Annotated in this window: 8 protein-coding genes and 1 pseudogene; 2 read left to right on the forward strand and 7 right to left on the reverse strand. The window is 61.7% G+C overall.

Features of this window, described 5'->3' with window-relative positions; all coding sequences use genetic code 11:
- Positions 1-14 precede the first annotated feature (14 nt).
- The 4 genes from AB3X99_RS36605 to AB3X99_RS36620 all read right to left on the reverse strand — a co-directional run bounded on the left by AB3X99_RS36605 (position 15) and on the right by AB3X99_RS36620 (position 9,485).
- Positions 15-3,485 (reverse strand): AAA family ATPase, encoded by a 3,471-nt coding sequence (locus tag AB3X99_RS36605; RefSeq protein ID WP_368619717.1) that lies wholly within the window; start codon positions 3,483-3,485, stop codon positions 15-17.
- A gap of 3 nt (positions 3,486-3,488) precedes the next feature.
- Positions 3,489-4,739 (reverse strand): exonuclease SbcCD subunit D, encoded by a 1,251-nt coding sequence (locus AB3X99_RS36610; protein WP_368606551.1) that lies wholly within the window; start codon positions 4,737-4,739, stop codon positions 3,489-3,491.
- Between the two features lie 2,542 nt (positions 4,740-7,281).
- The gene (locus AB3X99_RS36615) at positions 7,282-8,280 is read right to left on the reverse strand and encodes a ParB/RepB/Spo0J family partition protein (protein ID WP_069262986.1); all 999 of its coding nucleotides are present in this window, start codon (positions 8,278-8,280) and stop codon (positions 7,282-7,284) included.
- Positions 8,277-9,485 (reverse strand): AAA family ATPase, encoded by a 1,209-nt coding sequence (locus AB3X99_RS36620; protein WP_062859876.1) that lies wholly within the window; start codon positions 9,483-9,485, stop codon positions 8,277-8,279. Before AB3X99_RS36620 ends, AB3X99_RS36615 begins: the two co-directional genes overlap by 4 nt.
- Before the next feature lie 1,397 nt (positions 9,486-10,882).
- On the opposite strand from AB3X99_RS36620, the gene AB3X99_RS36625 reads away from it, so the two are divergent.
- Positions 10,883-12,226: a replication initiation protein gene (locus AB3X99_RS36625; RefSeq protein WP_368606552.1), complete on the forward strand. Its 1,344-nt coding sequence runs from the start codon at positions 10,883-10,885 to the stop codon at positions 12,224-12,226.
- A gap of 254 nt (positions 12,227-12,480) precedes the next feature.
- On the opposite strand, the gene argG is transcribed toward AB3X99_RS36625, so the two are convergent.
- The 3 genes and pseudogenes from argG to AB3X99_RS36640 all read right to left on the reverse strand — a co-directional run bounded on the left by argG (position 12,481) and on the right by AB3X99_RS36640 (position 15,569).
- Positions 12,481-13,815: an argininosuccinate synthase gene (gene argG / locus AB3X99_RS36630; RefSeq protein WP_069263475.1), complete on the reverse strand. Its 1,335-nt coding sequence runs from the start codon at positions 13,813-13,815 to the stop codon at positions 12,481-12,483.
- 172 nt (positions 13,816-13,987) lie between these two features.
- Positions 13,988-14,223 (reverse strand): annotated as a pseudogene (locus AB3X99_RS36635) (GntR family transcriptional regulator); the annotation flags it as partial.
- A gap of 335 nt (positions 14,224-14,558) precedes the next feature.
- Entirely contained in the window at positions 14,559-15,569 is a 1,011-nt protein-coding gene (locus AB3X99_RS36640) for a glycosyltransferase family 2 protein (RefSeq protein WP_342949367.1), read from the reverse strand.
- Between the two features lie 324 nt (positions 15,570-15,893).
- Between AB3X99_RS36640 and AB3X99_RS36645 the strand changes: the two genes are divergently transcribed.
- Positions 15,894-16,979 carry an FUSC family protein gene (locus tag AB3X99_RS36645; protein ID WP_342949369.1) on the forward strand — a complete coding sequence of 362 codons (1,086 nt, stop codon included), beginning with the start codon at positions 15,894-15,896 and terminating at the stop codon, positions 16,977-16,979.
- Positions 16,980-17,376 lie beyond the last annotated feature (397 nt).

The raw sequence follows: 17,376 nt of genomic DNA on the forward strand, positions 1-17,376 counted from the left end.
AAACATTCGCACCGCTAGGCGACGAGAGGCGCGCGCTGCAATTCGACGACATTGACCTGCACGCCGAATATCTCGCGAATCATGGGCAAAAGGTGATCGTGGTGCGTGAGAAACAACACCTGGGTTTTCGCGGAGAGATTCCGTAATGCCGCGAAACCGGCCTTTGCGCGCTCGTCGTCGAAATTGATGAAGAGATCGTCGGCAACGAAAGGCAGCGCCGCCTTGCTCACCAGCTGCAATTCGAGAGCCGCGATACGCAGCGCGAGAAAAAGCTGGTCGCGCGTGCCTTCACTCATTCCACTCACTTCCACGGTTTTGCCGTTACTGCGCCGTGCATGCAATGCGGGCGGATTGCGTTCGTTATCCACCACGAGCCTCGCGAAATCACCGAGCGTGAGTCCGCTGAATATTTCACCTGCGCGACGCAGCATCGGCCCCTGCTTCTGGTCGCGATAACGATCCGTTGCCCATTTGAGCAAGCGGCTCGCGGTCGCGGCTTCGAGATATTGCTCGGCGGCTTCGCCCATGGCGCTCAGGGCTTCCTGGCGTTTTGCTTCGGCCAGCGCGGCATTGGCCTGGCCGTTGATGGCTTCGAACGCCTGCCTCGCGCTGACCTGCTGCTGCAGGCACTCGCTCAACGCACGGTCGCCGGCTTCGCGTTTCTGGTTCACCGTTGCCAGCAGCGCAGGCAGCTCGGTAATGGGCTGCTCCGCAATCTCTGCCGCGATGGCCTCCTGCGCAAGTCCATCGCCTTCGCGCACGAGCGTGTCCCGCGCCGCCGAGATCGCTTTCGACAGCGCACGGCGCGCGTCGGAACGCTCGGCGAGCGGCAATGCCGCATCGATTTCGTTCACGCCCGCGAGCTGCAGAACGGGCTCGATGCGCGCCTGTGCCCCCGCCACCGCCGCGGCGGCATCGGCCACGCGCGTGCGGGCAAGCTGCACTTCCGCATCGGCCTGGGCGAGGCATTTTGCCGTTTCGCGCGCGGCTGCCAGCCGCGCCGCGAGCTGACGCGCCACGTCGATGCCGTCACTCGACGCGGACCATTCGGGCGCGAGCGCCTCGGCGAGGCGTCGCGCGTCGGTTTCCAGCATCGCCAGTTGCGTGCGGATCGCGCGAATGCGGTTACGGGGTGCTTCGGCGTCCGAAAAAGCGGCCGCAATGATATTGGCGAGTTCGACGGCGCCTTCCGCTGCTGCGAGCGTCGCCGCGCGAGCGCCGAGATTCGCTTGCGCGAGCGCCTCTCGCCATTGCGTCTGCCACTTTGCGTAGGCTTCCTGTTCAATGGTCAAACGGGATTGCGCGGATTCACTCGCGCGTTCGACGTCGCGAATCTGCGTTTCAAGACCTTCGCGCTGCACGGCGCTCTTCTGAGCCGATTGCACGACGGTTTCCGCGATGCCGATCAACGTAGTCAGTGCGTCGCCCTCGTTTGCCTGCGCCACCGGGCGCAACGTTTCGAGCAGCTCGGCATGCGCGGCGATGCGCGCCGCTCGACGCGCTTCAAGCTCACTCGCGCGGCGATCGCATTCGCTCTGTGCATTGAGCGCCGCTTCGCGATTCGCGAGCCAAGCGCCCATGTCCGCAATCGGCATGCCAGCCAGTTGCGCATCAATGGCAATTTGCGTCCAGGTATTGCGAAAGGCTTCGAGCTCGCGCTCGCGTTCGCTCAATGCCGCAAGCTTGCGCTGCGCATTCGCGCGGGCTGTTTCGACTTGCTGACGCAAGTTCTGCAATGTGGCCGCTGCCTGCGAGGTGCCGAGTTGCGCGTCGACGAGTTCGTCGGCGAGGCGCATCGCGTCGTCCACGACGGGTGCGCCATCCGCGAGACTGACGCGCGCCTGCCTGACTTCGTTCCACGCGCTATCGCGGCGCGTGCGCGCCGCCTGCACTTGCGCAGTCGTGACAACCTTGTTGCCCTGCGTGAAATGCGTCTCCTGCAATTCGAAACGCTCGATCTCTTCTTGCGCGGCTGCGACTGCTTCTCGCGCTGCGGCCACCGCGCTCAGGCGATCGCTTTCTTCCTTTTGCAGCGCGGCCAGGCGCGTAGCCGATGGCAGATTGAGCGCGCGCAGCGCTGGCACCGGCTTGTTCCATTGGCCCAGCAGCTGGCGCTTCTCTTCGACCGTGCGCTGAGCATCCGCGAGTTCGCGCTCGAGCGCGCTTTCCTTCGTCACACTGTTGCGCAATTCACGTGCATCGTCGAGCGCGGCGCGCAACGCGTGCGGCACTTCGATGCCCGGCAGGCGCACAAGCTGCTCCCGCAATTGTGCGAGCTTACGCGCTTGTTCATCGTGTCCCTCGCGCGCGGTCGTGAGCGCCTGCTCGCGAAGACCGTGATCGCGCAGCAGGTTCGTCACCGTCTTCAACGCGAGCGCGCCGGGCAGCGCCGCGCGCAATGCGGCTTCGTCACCCGGCCAGCCTAGCTGAGCCGCAGCGGCGAATGCGGCGTCGAGATGGTTGCGGATCTCGGTTTCACGCACCAGCAATTCACGCGGATGATTGACACATTCGCCGCGCAGCGTATCGAGCGCATCGATTTCGGCGGCGAGTGCAAGTGCCGCACGATCGGGCTCGATCGCATCGCGTGAGGCTTCTTTGCCTGCGAGATCGGCCTGGCGCGCTTCCTGCACTTTGCGCTCGGCGGCAATGTCGGCTTGCGCCTTCAGCAGATCGGCATGCGCAGTGGGCGGTAAATCGACGACCTCGCCCAATGCGGCCAACTCGCGCTGCTTGAGCGAAAGCTCTTCTATATAGGGAGCGAGGCGGCGCACGCGTTCGAGCTTCGAGCGCTGCGATTCGAGACCGCGCTGCTCGGCGCGCAACCGCTCGATAGCCTGTTCGACCGCTTCGAGCGCGTCTTTCTTCTCGACCCAATCGCGCGTGCGCACCTGCGCGGCCTTCAGTTCGCTCGTTGCCTTGGCGAACGACGTTTCCGCCTGTGCATACGCACTGCCGCTGCGTCGCGGAGCCCAAAGTTCGGCCGCGCGATTCTCGAGCTCCTCGCGCACGGGCCCGAGGCTGCCCATACCCGCCGCCGATTCGAACAACACCTGGCCGAGCTTGTCCGATGCGTCGAGAATGCTGCGCCCGCCTTCAACGAGCCGCACATGATCGAGGCCGAACATCTGCTCGAAGAACTCCTTGCTCGTGCCGTCGAGAAATGCCGCGAGAAAATCGTCGGGTAGCTTGTCGTCCTGCGGAGTGCGCAGCGAATTGCGGCCGCGCGCGCGATGAAATCGTTGCTCGACCGCGCCGTTTTCCAGCACGCCGCCAATGCGCAATTCCGGTGTGTTGTGGAGAAAATCGAGCGGCGTTTGCAGGCGCATGCCGAACAACAACTCCGACACGGCGGTCCGCACTGTGGACTTGCCCGCTTCGTTTGGCCCGACGATGACGTGGAAATCGTGCGCCGCGTGCGGAAACGGCAGGGTCGTGTCGGTGAACTTGCCGTATTTGATCAAATCGAGTTGCTTGAGACGCACTGGTCATTCTCCCGTGGAAAGCCGCGCAAGCAGCGCGGGGCCGACCTGCTCCACCAGCGACGCGAGTTTGCCGTCGCGGGCGAGTTCGAGCAGCGGCGCGTCTTCTTTCACTTCGCTGCGCACCTTGCCGATAAAGGCGCGTAAATCACGTTCGAGCAGCGCGAGAAATTCGGCGTCTTGCGTGGCGGCTTCGAGTAGCAGTTTGAGGTCGGCGAGCGCTTCGATCTGCTCGTTCTGTGCGGCAGCCGTATCGGCCGCGCTCGTTTCGAGCTTGACCTTTTCGAGCCACAACTTGTCATTGCCGATGATGCCGATCTGATTGAGCACTTCGGCGCGCAATTGCGTCGCGCGCCCGAAAAAGAGTCCATGTGCCGGCGACTTGCCCGTCACCGTCACGCGGACTGCGCGGGTCACATGCGCGTCGAAGGAGAGGAGCGCTTCGAGCGCAGCGCCGATCTTGCGCGCCAGATCCGCGACGCTTTCGCAGTCGCTCGCGTCGACGCGCACCGACTCCCAGCGCAGCACGTCGAGGTAGAGACGCTCGACCTCCGTGCGACCGTCTTCGACGCTCACGAGCACGGCGCCCCGGCGCCCCGTTTCGCGGATGTGCCGGCCCTGCAGATTGCCGGGGAAGACGATGGTCGACTCTTCCGCCCACTGCTGAAATTCGTGGACGTGACCAAGCGCCCAGTAGTCGTAACCCTTTGCGTGCAATTCGGCACGCGTGCATGGCGCGTAGGTCGCATGCGCGGCATAGCCTTCGAGCGCGGTGTGGAGCACACCGATGTTGTAGTAGCCGGGAACCGGCGACGGGTAGCCCACCGCCAGATTTTCGATCACGGCCTTGTCCTTGAAGCTCTGTCCGTGCAGTGCAACCTTGATGTCGTGCAGCGCGTGGGTTTCAGACTTGCGATGACTGAACACCACCACGTTGTCCGGCAACGTGAGCTTCCTGGTCATTTCGCTTTCCGCGTCGTGATTGCCCCACAACGCGAAGACGCGAATGCCGGCCTTGCGCAGACGCCCCATCTGCTGGCCGAAGAAGATGCCGGTGTTGTGGTCCTTCCAGTCGCCGTCGTAGAGATCGCCGGCAATGACGACGAACGCGACCTCTTCTTCGATGGCCCGATCGACGAGCAGGCGCAAGGCTTCGCGCGTGGCGTTGCGCAATTGGGCGGCCGGCGCATCGGGATAGGCGCTCAGGCCATGTAGCGGGCTGTCGAGGTGTAGGTCTGCCGCGTGGATGAACTTCACGACGTGTCCTCTTTGGTGTTTGCGAGCGCTGAATGGAGAAAGGGCGATTGCTGTTTTATCGCGCGAGCGGCGCGTGATGCGCGCTGGCGATTTGAACATGGCTGTGGTCCCGGATCGAAACCCTGACTGAGCCTTCGGCAATGGGGCCCAATTTTAATCGACGCGGATGGGGGCGGCTTCAGGTAACGTGGTGGGGCGTGGGTGAAGCGCTGCTCGCGCGTCACGTCGGCTCGAATTTTCGAAAACTACAAAATACGTATTGAAATATACGATTGATGCCGACGAGCGGGATTTAGCGACTTCGCGGCTATTCTCACTGTGTTTCGGGGTCGGACGTCCGTTATCGCCGTGAAACAAGTACTAGAATTTGGATGGTTTCAGGCGTGGAGCGCCCGTGGGATGGGCGTTTTGCCGATTTCTCAGTTTTGAGTGAATTGTTTCACGCTGGTTTTCTGAGGCGCGGGCGCCGTTTAACTTTCTGCGATGTGTCTGTGTCTGTTGTTCTCGTCGTTTAGGTCGCTGGGCGGTTGGCTGATTTCCCACTGGCTTCCCATAGCTGCTCTGCGCCTCTGTTCGATTTCCTTGATGGGTGGCGTGCTGATCGCTAGTTTGCCTTCTCGTTATGGGGGAGCATTGGGCGCGTGTCTTGTGTTGCTTGCTTCATCTTTGGGGGGCGGATTTGGCAGTTAGTTGCATTTGTAAACTTGCTGCGGGACGCTGCTTATTCAGTGACGAGATGTCATGCTCCACAGTCGCTGGCCGGCTGAGCAACGAATAACAGAACGAGTTCTATGCGGGAGCGCGGAGACATGGCGCCGTGCCACGTCAACCTGACGAGTGCTACTACCCCGCTGCCATACCGCGCAACAGGTTCGCCTCTTGCCTGCAGCTACCCGTACGAGAAGACGCGTCACGCGGGCACCGTTAAGCGGGCTACTCCGGTCCCGAGGGCAACCGGCCGGGAGTCTCGGCGCAAAGCGTCGGCTAAACGAGTGAACAGCGCTTGCACACTGCTTGAGCATGAACGCAAGGCGTGAAAATGTGACGCGTACGGGGCGCACATCGCCGAGAAGGTGTCAGGGAAAATCAATGTGGGCGATGTCGTTCTCAAGGAGTTAATGAGAGACATGACACGTCTGCGGATCTTCGAAGCGGCGTGATCTCGTCCGGTACTGTTGAAGCCGCTCGTTTTCCACTGGCGAGCAGCTTGACCCATTTGAAGCCGCAGGGCGTTGAGTGCGTCCACCGTGTGTCGAGTCGATACACCGGCACGCCCGATACTACGCACGCGCTGGCTACGCTAATCGCAACTGTGGCGGCCGGCGCCCAGGACAGTGGCATCTGCGGGTTTCACACGTGGCGGGCGCCAGGCACTTTGGAGGTATTCGCTTCCTCACGAGCCGCGCCCCACCCACGAGGCATCTCCCAGATCACGTTCGCCAGAGACCGCTAGCGCGGGAAGGCAACGACCGCGTGTCGACTCGACACACCGTTCCCGGTGGGAATTCAGCAAGCGAGCGAACAGACGACGGATCGTCTTCGCGGACACAACATGATGGAGGCGGCTGGAGATGTCACATCCTCATGCGTGTTGTCGTGCGCTCCATGGCCCTCCCGATTTGCCGCCACGGTCCGCGGGTGTCGACTCGACACACAGCCTCGGCCGTCAGATCAGCACCTGAGCGATGGACCATGGTCCCGTGCTACCCAGGATGTGTGCAGCCGAGGAGATGACCTCATGCCTTGCTCTCGCTTCGCACCGATGGGGCGTGTCTTGATCGCAATCCTCTCAGACGGGGACCGAGAGGAAGTCGAGGCAGTGTGTCGACTCGACACACCGTTCTGGGTAGCAAGTCGGCTTGCAAGCGAACAGGCAATGCATCGTCCTCGCGGACGCGACACGATGAGAGTGCTTGAGAGATGATCTCATCCCCGTGCCCGTCGTCGCGCGGTCTGATGACTCTCCGGTTTGCAGCGACGCTCCGCGTGTGTCGACTCGACACAGCGTCCAATCCCTCGCGGACAAAATCGTGGACCGCTGCTCGCAGTTTTCGAGTGCGCCCCACGCCGACAGCAGTCCGCGGGCGTCGCCGGCGGCGTACTCAAGCCGGCTATATGTTGCGTCTTTCGGCCGGCACGATCATCGGTCGTGTGTCGAGTCGACACACGACCCATCGCCGGGGGAACGCAGGCATTTTCGACGCCCGCTCGGCTCGACACGACGCAAGCCAAGCCGAACACCTTCTTCCCGCCGTGTGTCGACTCGACACACGGAGCAAGTCGATGGACCCAACGTCTGGAAACGCTCACCCCCAACAACCAACCCGCGACGAGCTGTCGGCAACCGAAATCCAGGCACCGTGCACAGGGCATCGTCACAGCCCGCACACGTCCCGGCCACGACGCACCTTCCCGTGTGTCGAGTCGACACACGCTCGCCCCGCCGGACAACTGTGTGTCAACTCGACACACAACTTAACCCGCAAAAAGAAAAAGCCCGCCGAGGCGGGCTTCCATCCACATCAACAGCCTCGAGGCCCAATCAGCCTGGCTTCACATTGAACAGCTGACTGATCAGCTCCCGAATTTGCGTTTCCTGGGCATCCGACAGCACACCCGTCTTGAGCTTCACCGTAAAGCTGTTGGTGTCTTTGGTAATGCTGCCGGCGTGGCTCTTGCCCGAGAAGATCTTCTCGATGCTGCGTTCGGATACGCTTTCGGTCGATTCCCCCCGACTCGCCTGCGCTCCGATCGCCGCGGCCAGCTTGCCTTGGTCCAGCGTCCGGCCGACCACGGCCGGCCACAAGTCGCGCGCAGCCGAAAGACCCGCCGAGCCGTACTTCTTGATTGCTGAAACAACCTCGTCAGCAGCCGAGCCGCCGAGCAGTCGTGGATTCAAATCAAGATCGCGCCGGATGAAGTCCGGCAGATTTTCAAAGGCCAAAAAGCGGTACAGGCCTTTGCGCGACATTCCCAACGCCTCCGCCATGCGCTTGCGCGTCGGAAACTCCCGTTCGGCGCGGCGCAGCGATTGTCCGATCTCGTAGTCGGTGAGATCTTCGCGACCGACGTTTTCCACCAGCGCGAGCACCGCCATGTCCTGATCGGAGCACTCGATCACGGAGGCGCGAATATCCTGTGCCTGAATCAGGGCGTGCGCGCGAAGACGTCGTTCACCGGCGATCAGCTGATAGCCGTTCTCCGCCCGACGAACGACGATCGGCTCGACGAGCCCGACTTCGCGGATCGATTCGGCCAGCGAGGCAAGGCCCTCGTCGCTGAAAATCTTGCGCGGCTGCCACGGGTTCGGCTGAATCGCGTTCACCGGAAGCATGAGCTTGTCGCTCGTGTTCTCCAGTTCCTGGATGCGCTGCTGCGCCACCGCCAACGCGCCGAGCATGCCGGGCCCGGTCTTGAACGCGCTGCTGCGGCGCGGCGGCTCGGCCGGAGCGACGGCTGCCGGCCGTTCGGCGGCTGGCCGCTCCGACGTCGAACCGAGTTCACGGGTCTTCGCCGCCATCTTGTCGCGGAATGAACTCACTTGCCGGCCCTCCATTGTTCGACGTAAAGATCGTCGATCCACTGTACGTAATCAGTCAGCGGCTGACGCACGCGCGCAACCGTCTTGTCAGCGAGGTCTCCCTTGCTGATGTCGAACACGGTCGCCATGGCGAGTGCGCCGTTACTCATCGCGGAACTGGCCGGCACCTCGAGCGCGTTCACCCAGTCCTTGTAAGTCCGCTGCACCCACGAGCGCACAACCGGTGCAGACGATGTCTTGCCGTAGTCGACCTTCGAAAGCAGGACGGAAACGAAGTCGTATGTCTTCTCGTCACCGCGTTCCATGATCGTGTGCGCGAGGTCAGAAAACAGGCTCCAGAACGAGACCGAGCTGATGAAGTCCAGGCTTTCGGGCACGAGCGGCATGACCATCGCGTCGGCGGCCATGAGCGCATTGATCGTGAGATAAGACAGCGACGGCGCCGTATCCAGAATGATGTAGTCGTATTGCTTGCGCAGCGCCTCCACCCCCTGACGCAGCAGATCCCAGAACTTGAACCCCGGGTTCTTGATCACGGTTCCGGGAATATGGAACTCCGCGGAAAACAGCGTGGGGTGCGCGGGAATGACGTCAAGTCCGTCCCAATAGGTTTCCTGCACAAAATTCAGCAGACCGCCTTCCATATGCGGGTCGTAGATGAACGGCAGGACCGTGCTATCCTCAGTCACTTCCTTTTCGGCATACAGACCGCAAAGCTCCGTGAGCGACGCCTGCGGATCCAGGTCGATCAGCAGAACCTTGCGACCACGCAAGGTCAGGCCTTGGGCGAGACACATGGTGGTGGTCGTTTTCGTCGAGCCGCCCTTGAAGTTGGCAACGAGGATCACCTTGCCGTCGGCGTCGCGCACCCCGGTATGGAGCGGTGTCTGATAAATATCGGAGACCTGCTGGACCCAGGTTCTCGCTTCCGGCAGCGTGAAGACCCGGCTGCGCCCGGAACCTTGCGCCACACCTTGCGGAAGACCCTCGCGGGTGGCGAGCAGGTTGTTCAGTTTGATGCGATCAATGCCGCACATCTCTGCGACCTGAGCGGACGTAAATGTGGGCGCCATCTTTCGCGGCCGCGGCGCCAGCATCATCTCCCGAAGCTCTTCAGATAGACGACCGGCCTCTTCGGCAAATTCAGTGATCGCGGAAAGATCCACACGTCGATCGATCGACGGCAATTCGATAGTTTTCGCCATTAATACGCTTTTTATCAGAATTTGGATAAAGCGTAGAATACAGCAAAAGCGTATGAAAACACACTAATTGAGGGCGATATGAAAAAAAATGACCCTTCAAAACGGCCCGTATTGCCCTCGTGGGACATTCCCAAGGGCAAAGTAGCAGCAAAACCGGCAACGTCGCCCAGGCCGTTGTAGGCCCTTTCGCTGCGGTCTGCCTATTTTTTGTGCAAATCGCCGGGGCCAGAGCACCTCGTTGTTGACGATGTCGGTCGAGGTTTTTGTGCAAATCCAGCTGCAGATCATTCCCCGCAGGCTTCATCGCTCCCATGTGCCCCGCACAGTCACGGTTTTTGTGCAGTTTCACCGGGTGATCCGCTAGCCCCCTCTGACCTAGCGGGCGAGTAACGATTTTTGTGCTTCCAGACTTCTGCGAGCCACCCTGGCCGGCCACGATTGCACAAAAACCGTTACCGTACGCGCAGGGAAAGCCTTGCTGCGCACGCGCCGACCACCGTAAAGGCACAAAAACCGTTACCCGATTTCCCCTGCGCGGCCAATGCCGCTGCCATTTCGCTATCCCGAGGCAGCCCAATTCCACCAGGACGAATCTCACCGCCCACGCTGCACAAATTTCGTTACCTCGCGCAGGCGGCAAACGACGGAATCATCACACGGCGACCGCACAATAACCGTTACCTTCCGCCCGCCTTCCAGGATGTGCACAAAAAACGTTGCTATCACGGCGTCGCTCGGCCATGCACAAATTCCGTTGCCTTCCTTCCTCCCACCGAAAAGTCACTTCTGAATAACGTCCCATCGACCACCTTTGCCGCATCCAACTTGATGTCGGCTCGCATAAAGACGTTCTGCACATAAACCACTTCCATAGCTCACTGGAACTGCACAGAAATCGTTACCTTTCCATGGGTTTCGGCGGGCGAAAAGCAAATCCAGTCCCGATGCACCGCCACCGGGAGCCTTTACGTGCGGGGCTTTGAAGGGTTATTCCTCTTGAATTCCCTCACTGCATCGCGAGACACAACACGAAAAAGTTCGCACTGAGCATCTTTTTTTGTGAGCGGTTTGTTTGTTTACTTAAAGATAAAAACCCACCAACCAACTAACGTACGCACCCATTTTCTTGCTTTTCAAGGACTTGCCTTCCAAAAGCACCGTTCTATGTGCTCGCTGCACCGTTTTATGTGCGGCCGGGTGCCGTTTTATGTGCCGCCGCTGTAGAGATATTTGTGCGATCAGGTACGTTTTTTGTGCGCGAGCCGAATCCGGTGCCTGTTTGAGGTAACGTTTATTGTGTTGACTTGTGTTTGCGTAGTGATAGAGTGCCCGCCAATGTCGACGGGGAGAGCGTGCGTATGTCGGAGGAGAGCGGGCGAAGGACTACAACACTGCAGATGTCGCTGGGTCTCTTTGAGGAGATGTCCGGCCAGCCGATCAATGAGAGCACGCGGGAGATCGGTTTTCAGCGCAACAACGTGTTCGTCGCCATCAATGGACTTGGGCTGTCTTCGCGCCGTTTCATCGACGCCGCCTATTTCATTGCCGCCCAGGAACCCGCGCCGCGCGATATCTACGACGTCGACCTGAATTACTTCAAGTGGCTCATGCGTTATGAGAGCCGCAACGTGCGCCATTTGCAGAGCGTCATCAAGGAAGCGCAGCGCGTGCTGATCGAGGTGACCGACACGCCGCCCGACCGCGCGCCCAGCGAAGACGACCAGTGGATTTCCGAGCAACTGATGGGCAGCGTCAAGATCGGCAAGGGGCGCATCCAGTTCCGCATTCCGCCGCTCATGCTGCGCCACATCACCGGGCCCGACAAGCATCACTGGCTGAACCTGTGCATCACGGCGTCGTTCTCGCAGACCTACGCGCGCGCGATCTACGACTATGTGTTGCCCTTCGTGGCGGCCGGCTTGACCGACTGGATCGAGCTCGACGTCATGCGGCGCTGGCCCGGCAAACTCGGTACGAGCGCGTCGGAGTTCAAGCATTTCCGGCCCAAGTATCTCGATCCGGCGGTGCGCCAGATCAACGAGCTATCCGACATCGACCTCAGCTACGAAACCCGGGCCGACTCGGAAACCTCGCGCAAAATCAACAAGATCCGCTTCCGGATGAAGCGCAAGGACACGGTCGCCGCGCTTCTCTCACGGCAGCCCGACGCGCACGACCTGCTGCTCACGCTCAAGGAGGAGTTCGGCCTCTCCAACAAGCAGTTCGACGTGATCGCGGAGCATCGCATGAGCTGGACCGACGAGCGCATCCAGCAGGCCATCGAATACACGCGTTTCCGGCTCAACCAGGGCAAGGTGACCAAGAGCCCTGCGGGCTATCTGATGAAGGCGTTGAGCCACAACTGGCAGGTCTCGGAGGCCGAGCGCAAGATGGTGGCGATCCAGGGCGAGCTGGCCGTGGCTGCGACGGCTCAGGAGACCGCCAGGACGGTCGCGACCACGGCGGTGAAGCAGAGCATCGCGGCGCGCGACGAAGAGGCGCGCTCGCAGCGCAACGAGGAGGTCAAGCGAGGCCGCGAGCACTTCGAATCGGCCGACGAGAAGACCCGCAAGGAGCTGGTGCGGCTCTACATCGCCTCGCAGGCCGGCAAGCTCATGCTGCGCCGCCTGAAGCTCGAGGCGGGGGCGCTCTCCGACGGGAACATCCTCAACCACTCCGATCTGTCGTGGTATTTCGGGCAATTCGTCTACGGGAAGATGAAGCAACTTGCCGCGCAGTGAGTGTCTGCAATACGCTTGACGGCTGATATGTCGGTGGGCGTATTTCAGCCTGGCCTCGCAGTCCGTCACTGCCTTCCGCGCTCACGTGGCGGAAAACTTCCAGTCGATCAATGGTTTAGGACACTCGTCCCAGGTGTTCTCCACAAGCTTGCCAACAAAATCTGTGGGTAACTCGAACGCCAGTCGCAAACCCGCGCAGACATAAAAAAAGGGAAGGCCCAGTGCCTTCCCTTTCTTCCTTGAGCGACGACGCCTTACTTCTTCTCGTCGTTCAGCTGCGGCAGCGTATAAGCCGCACCCGGTGCGAGCAGACCGACCTTCGAATACACACGCAGCTTCTCGCGCGTGTCGGTGATGTCGAGGTTGCGCATCGTCAGCTGGCCGATACGGTCGCGCGGCGAGAACGTCGAGGCGACCTTCTCCATCGACAGACGCTCCGGCTGATACGTGAGGTTGTCCGACTTCGTGCTGAGGATCGAGTAGTCGTTGCCGCGGCGCAGTTCGATCTTCACTTCGCCGGTGATGGCGCGCGCCACCCAGTGCTGGGCCGTCTCACGCAGCATGATGGCCTGCGGGTCGAACCAGCGGCCCTGGTACAGCAGGCGGCCCAGGCGGCGGCCGTTTTCGCGGTACTGCTCGATGGTGTCTTCGTTGTGGATGCCCGTCACGAGGCGCTCATACGCGATGTGAAGCAGCGCCAGACCCGGGGCTTCGTAGATGCCGCGGCTCTTCGCCTCGATGATGCGGTTTTCGATCTGGTCGCTCATGCCCAGACCGTGACGGCCGCCGATGCGGTTCGCCTCGAGCAGCAGTTCCACGGCGTTCGGGAAAGTCTGGCCGTTCAGCGCGACCGGCTGGCCTTCCTCGAAGCGGATCGTCACTTCTTCGCGGTCGATCTTGACGTCGTCGCGCCAGAACGCCACGCCCATGATCGGGTTCACGATCTTGATGCCGCTTTCCAGGCTTTCGAGGTCCTTCGCTTCGTGCGTTGCGCCGAGCAGATTCGAGTCCGTCGAATAGGCCTTCTCGGCCGACATCTTGTATTCGAAGCCCGACTGGCGCATGAACTCCGACATTTCGGAGCGGCCGCCCAGTTCGTCGATGAACTGCTGGTCGAGCCACGGCTTGTAGATCTTCAGGTCCGGATTGACGAGCAGGCCATAGCGGTAGAAGCGCTCGATGTCGTTGCCCTTGTAGGTCGAACCGTCGCCCCAGATGTTGACGCCGTCTTCCTTCATCGCCGCCACGAGCATCGTGCCCGTCACAGCGCGGCCGATCGGGGTCGTATTGAAGTACGTGACGCCGGCCGTCGAGATGTGGAACGCGCCGCATTGCAGGGCGGCGATGCCTTCCGCCACGAGCTGCGCGCGGCAGTCGATCAGGCGTGCACCGGCGGCGCCGTATTCGGTCGCGCGGCGCGGGATCGAATCGTAGTCGTCTTCGTCGGGCTGGCCCAGGTTCGCCGTATAGGCGTAAGGCACGGCGCCCTTGAGCTTCATCCAGTGCAGCGCGGCGCTGGTGTCGAGGCCGCCGGAGAAGGCGATACCGACCTTTTGGCCGGTCGGAAGGCTTTCAAGAATTGTGCTCATGATGAGAAAGAACCCGGTAGAACGAGAATGCGGAAGGAATTCGGTCGAATCGTCAAGTATGTTGTATCCCCGGCCTTTCGGCAAGCCTGGCGGGGAGGGCGGCAGGCCCCGTTCGCCGCGGTGTCCGCGTTAATAAAAAAGGGGCGCAGCGAGGGCGCTTGCTCAGCGCAGGCTGCGGGCGGCGGCGCGGCGACCAGTCGACGAGGCCTTCGCGCGTGAGCGCGAAAAGCGCCTCACGCACGGGCGTAGGGCTCACACCGAAGCGTTTGGCGAGATCGACCGAATTCGGGTCGTCGCCGGGACGAGCCGGCCTTCGATGATGCCGCGCGCCACTCGGTCGACAATCCCGGCGACGCTCGACTGCTCGCCCGTTTCCAGGGCGGCCAGTACGCCGACGTCTTCATCCATGCGCTTTCTTTCCCCCGGGGCGCCGCGACCGGGCGCAGCGCCGCGGAGTGTAACAAATCCGCCGCCCGCTTCGCTCTCGAAATCGCAGGGCGGTTACGGAGATGTCAACACGGTCGCGAGAAGGTCTCGGAGAAAGGCGGGAATTCGCCATATGCTGAATCCAACTGTCGATACTAAAAGGCATTCCAATCGACTACCGGTCCGGCAAGGAGACGCCATGTACAGGTGCGCTCGCCAACGCCATGTGCGCGTATTCCAACGAGACGGACGACTGCGAGCCCGTCACGAAAGGTGCACCCAAGACCTGCAGCCCCGTTCACGGCGTGATATGTCTGCTACGGCATGCGCGTTCGGGACGTATCCACGACCTGCTCGTCCTTCATGCCCAACAGGGCGACGGGCTCCGCGCCGGGCCGCCGCGTGGCTTTCCAGATCATCAGCAGGTGATAGTAGAGTCGCGGGCTGAAGCCGAAGCGGTACGCGTAGAGATTGCAGAGTGCGAGCTGCAGCCCGGCGCGCGCCTCGCGATTGCGCGCGAGCAGCGAGACCACGATCGGCACGAGCCGGCGCATGGCGAGCTTGCGCGCCGGTTCGAGTTCGGGCGGCAACGTGAGGCTGTTGAGAAAACGCCACGCCGAGATCGACGAGGCATTGATGCTCGTGCGCGTCGCCTGGGACACCGAAACGTCTGTGATGCGATAGCACGAAACGTATTCGTTCACGTAGCACACCCGTTTTGCCGCGAGGCACAGGCGCGTGCCGAACACGTAATCGCAGCAGGTGCCGTAGCGGTCGTCGTAGCCGATGCGCTTGACGAGCGCCGCATTGGCAAGCCAGCCGTTGTTGGGGAACATCTGCACGATGCCCACGCGGCCCGGCGGGTGTTGCAGTCCCGCGGCGCTGGCCGTACGGTGATACGCGATGTTCATGCGTTCGCTGGCCGCGTGCATGATGCGCCCGTCGTGATCGGTTTCGTATTGATCGCCGAACGCGACTTCCAGATCCGGATAACGCTCCCACTGCGCAAGCAGCTTCTCGATGCAGTGCACGAGCAGATAGTCGTCGTCGTGGATCAGGAGGATCTTGTCTCCGCTCGCCCGCTCGAAAAGGCTGGCCACGTTGGGCGCCTGGCCGAGCGCCGGCACGTTGCGCCGGTAGGCGATGCGCGGGTCGTCTCCGTAACGCGAGGCGATCAGCTGCTGCGTGCGATCGTCGCTCGAGTCGTCGCCGATCACGATCTCGATGTTCGCATGCGTTTGCATGAGGCACGATTCGATGCAGCGAACCAGCAGTTCAGGCCGGTTGTACGTCGGCAGGCAAATGGAGACCTTCGTTGTTGTCGTCATGGGCAGACCCCAGTGCTTGAGGGATGCGGAGACGTTCGCAAAAGTGGGTTCGTAATGCGAACTTCATCCGTTGCACATGACGGTAAAGGAACAAAACGCGAAAGAAATTGAAAATAATTCGCAAGGAATGCGCCTTGCGCAACGCGGCCCGCAAAGCCAACACTGGCCGGCATCCGCACAAAGTGCCGACGTTTGGTCTTACAAATCGGAAAAAAATCCGGGGTGGAAAAATGCTCCGGAATCGTCTGAGGTGGACTGAGTGCCGGAACAGTCGCGTCAATCGCGTTAACATTGGCGCTCCGCCTGAAACGACCGACGGCATCCATGGCCACCATCTCCTACGCCCACAAACCGCTCACACCGTTTCGCCGTGCGCTCGCACGCTTTTCCCTCTCCGAACTCGCGAAATACACGAAACTCACGCTCGGTATGTGGATCGGATTCGGCGTGCCGTACGCGTGCGGGTATCCCGAGGCGGCGGTCGCGCTTTCCGGCTCGGCGATGCTCACACTCGCGCTCGGCAGTTCCATCTCGGCGGCGCGCGGATACTTCCACAAACGCGTGATGTCGAATCTCGTCGCGATGCCGATCGGCACGCTGCTGATCTGGCTGACCGCGCCGCATTTGTGGCTGGGCGTGATCCTGCTGCCGCTCGTGATCTTCACGATCGTGCGCATGCGGCCTTCGGTGTTCCAGATGACGAGCATCACCGTGCCGATGACGCTCGTGCTCTACACGGGCGAGCACATACCGCTGCTGGAGCAGCGCCTGATCGGCGTGGTGCTCGGCATGCTGCTCGGTTTCATCATCCAGCAGGTTGCCTTTCCGCCCGATCACGGCTTCTGGGCGAATACGCTCGTGAACGACGGCAACGCACAGGCCGAAGCCTTGCTCACCGAGGTTGCAACGAAAACGCTGGACCGCGCGAAACTGAAATCGGCGACGGCTGCGCTGCGGGTGTCGAGCAGCAATCTGAAGCAGGCGCACGATCTCCTCAAGTCCGATCTCGAGCAGTCGTGGGTGTCGGCGCATTTGAAGCGCAATCGGGATCGCCTGCCGCTGTTCGCGTGCTACCACGAGCTGTTCGATTCGATCGTCGGCTTCCTTGAAACGCTCGATACGTTCAATGCGCAATACGAGGCGCTCGATACGCAATGGAAAGAGGCATACCGGCTCGGCCTCGCGCGCCTCGTGGACGTGCACCGGCAACTGGCTTCGCAGGCCGACCTTCGGGTGGAGCGCCCAGGTCTACTCGTGGAGCCGCTGACTCGCGGTGAACTGCATGCGCTTGTCGAGGCGCTGCCCGCAACGGGCGTGTTCACGAGCGTCTATCTCGGCCATTTGACCGGCTACGGCATCCTGCTGAGCCGTCTGAGCGACATGCATACCGAGCACTTGCGCAAAGCGTGAGCGCCGCACTCATTCCTCGCGGATCTTCCCCGCGATCCGCGCGGCTGCGGCCTGCAGATCGCTCGGGCCCGGGCAACTCATGCGCTGAAAGCCTACCGCCCGGCGCGCCAGCGAGCGTCTACCCGTAATTGTCCTGGGGTGGGCGCGCCGCGATGCAACGCGTGGCGCGCCCCGCTCGCAGCGTCCCGTCTGCCGTGCCCGGCGGCCTTGCGCGCCCGATTGTTCGCGATCCGCGAATGACGTATTCGGGCGTTATCCGGTACTGATCACGCTGCGCTTGCGACTATCTTTGCGTCGTCGATGTCGATGGCGTCCCGCGCAGTGGCGCACGTCGCGTCGCACACCCGTTTTCGACCATGAACGAGTGGCGCGGCATCCGGCCGGCCCAAGGAGACAG

The organism is Paraburkholderia sp. BR10882, assembly GCF_040948855.1.
GTDB classification, from domain to species: Bacteria; Pseudomonadota; Gammaproteobacteria; order Burkholderiales; family Burkholderiaceae; genus Paraburkholderia; species Paraburkholderia nodosa_A.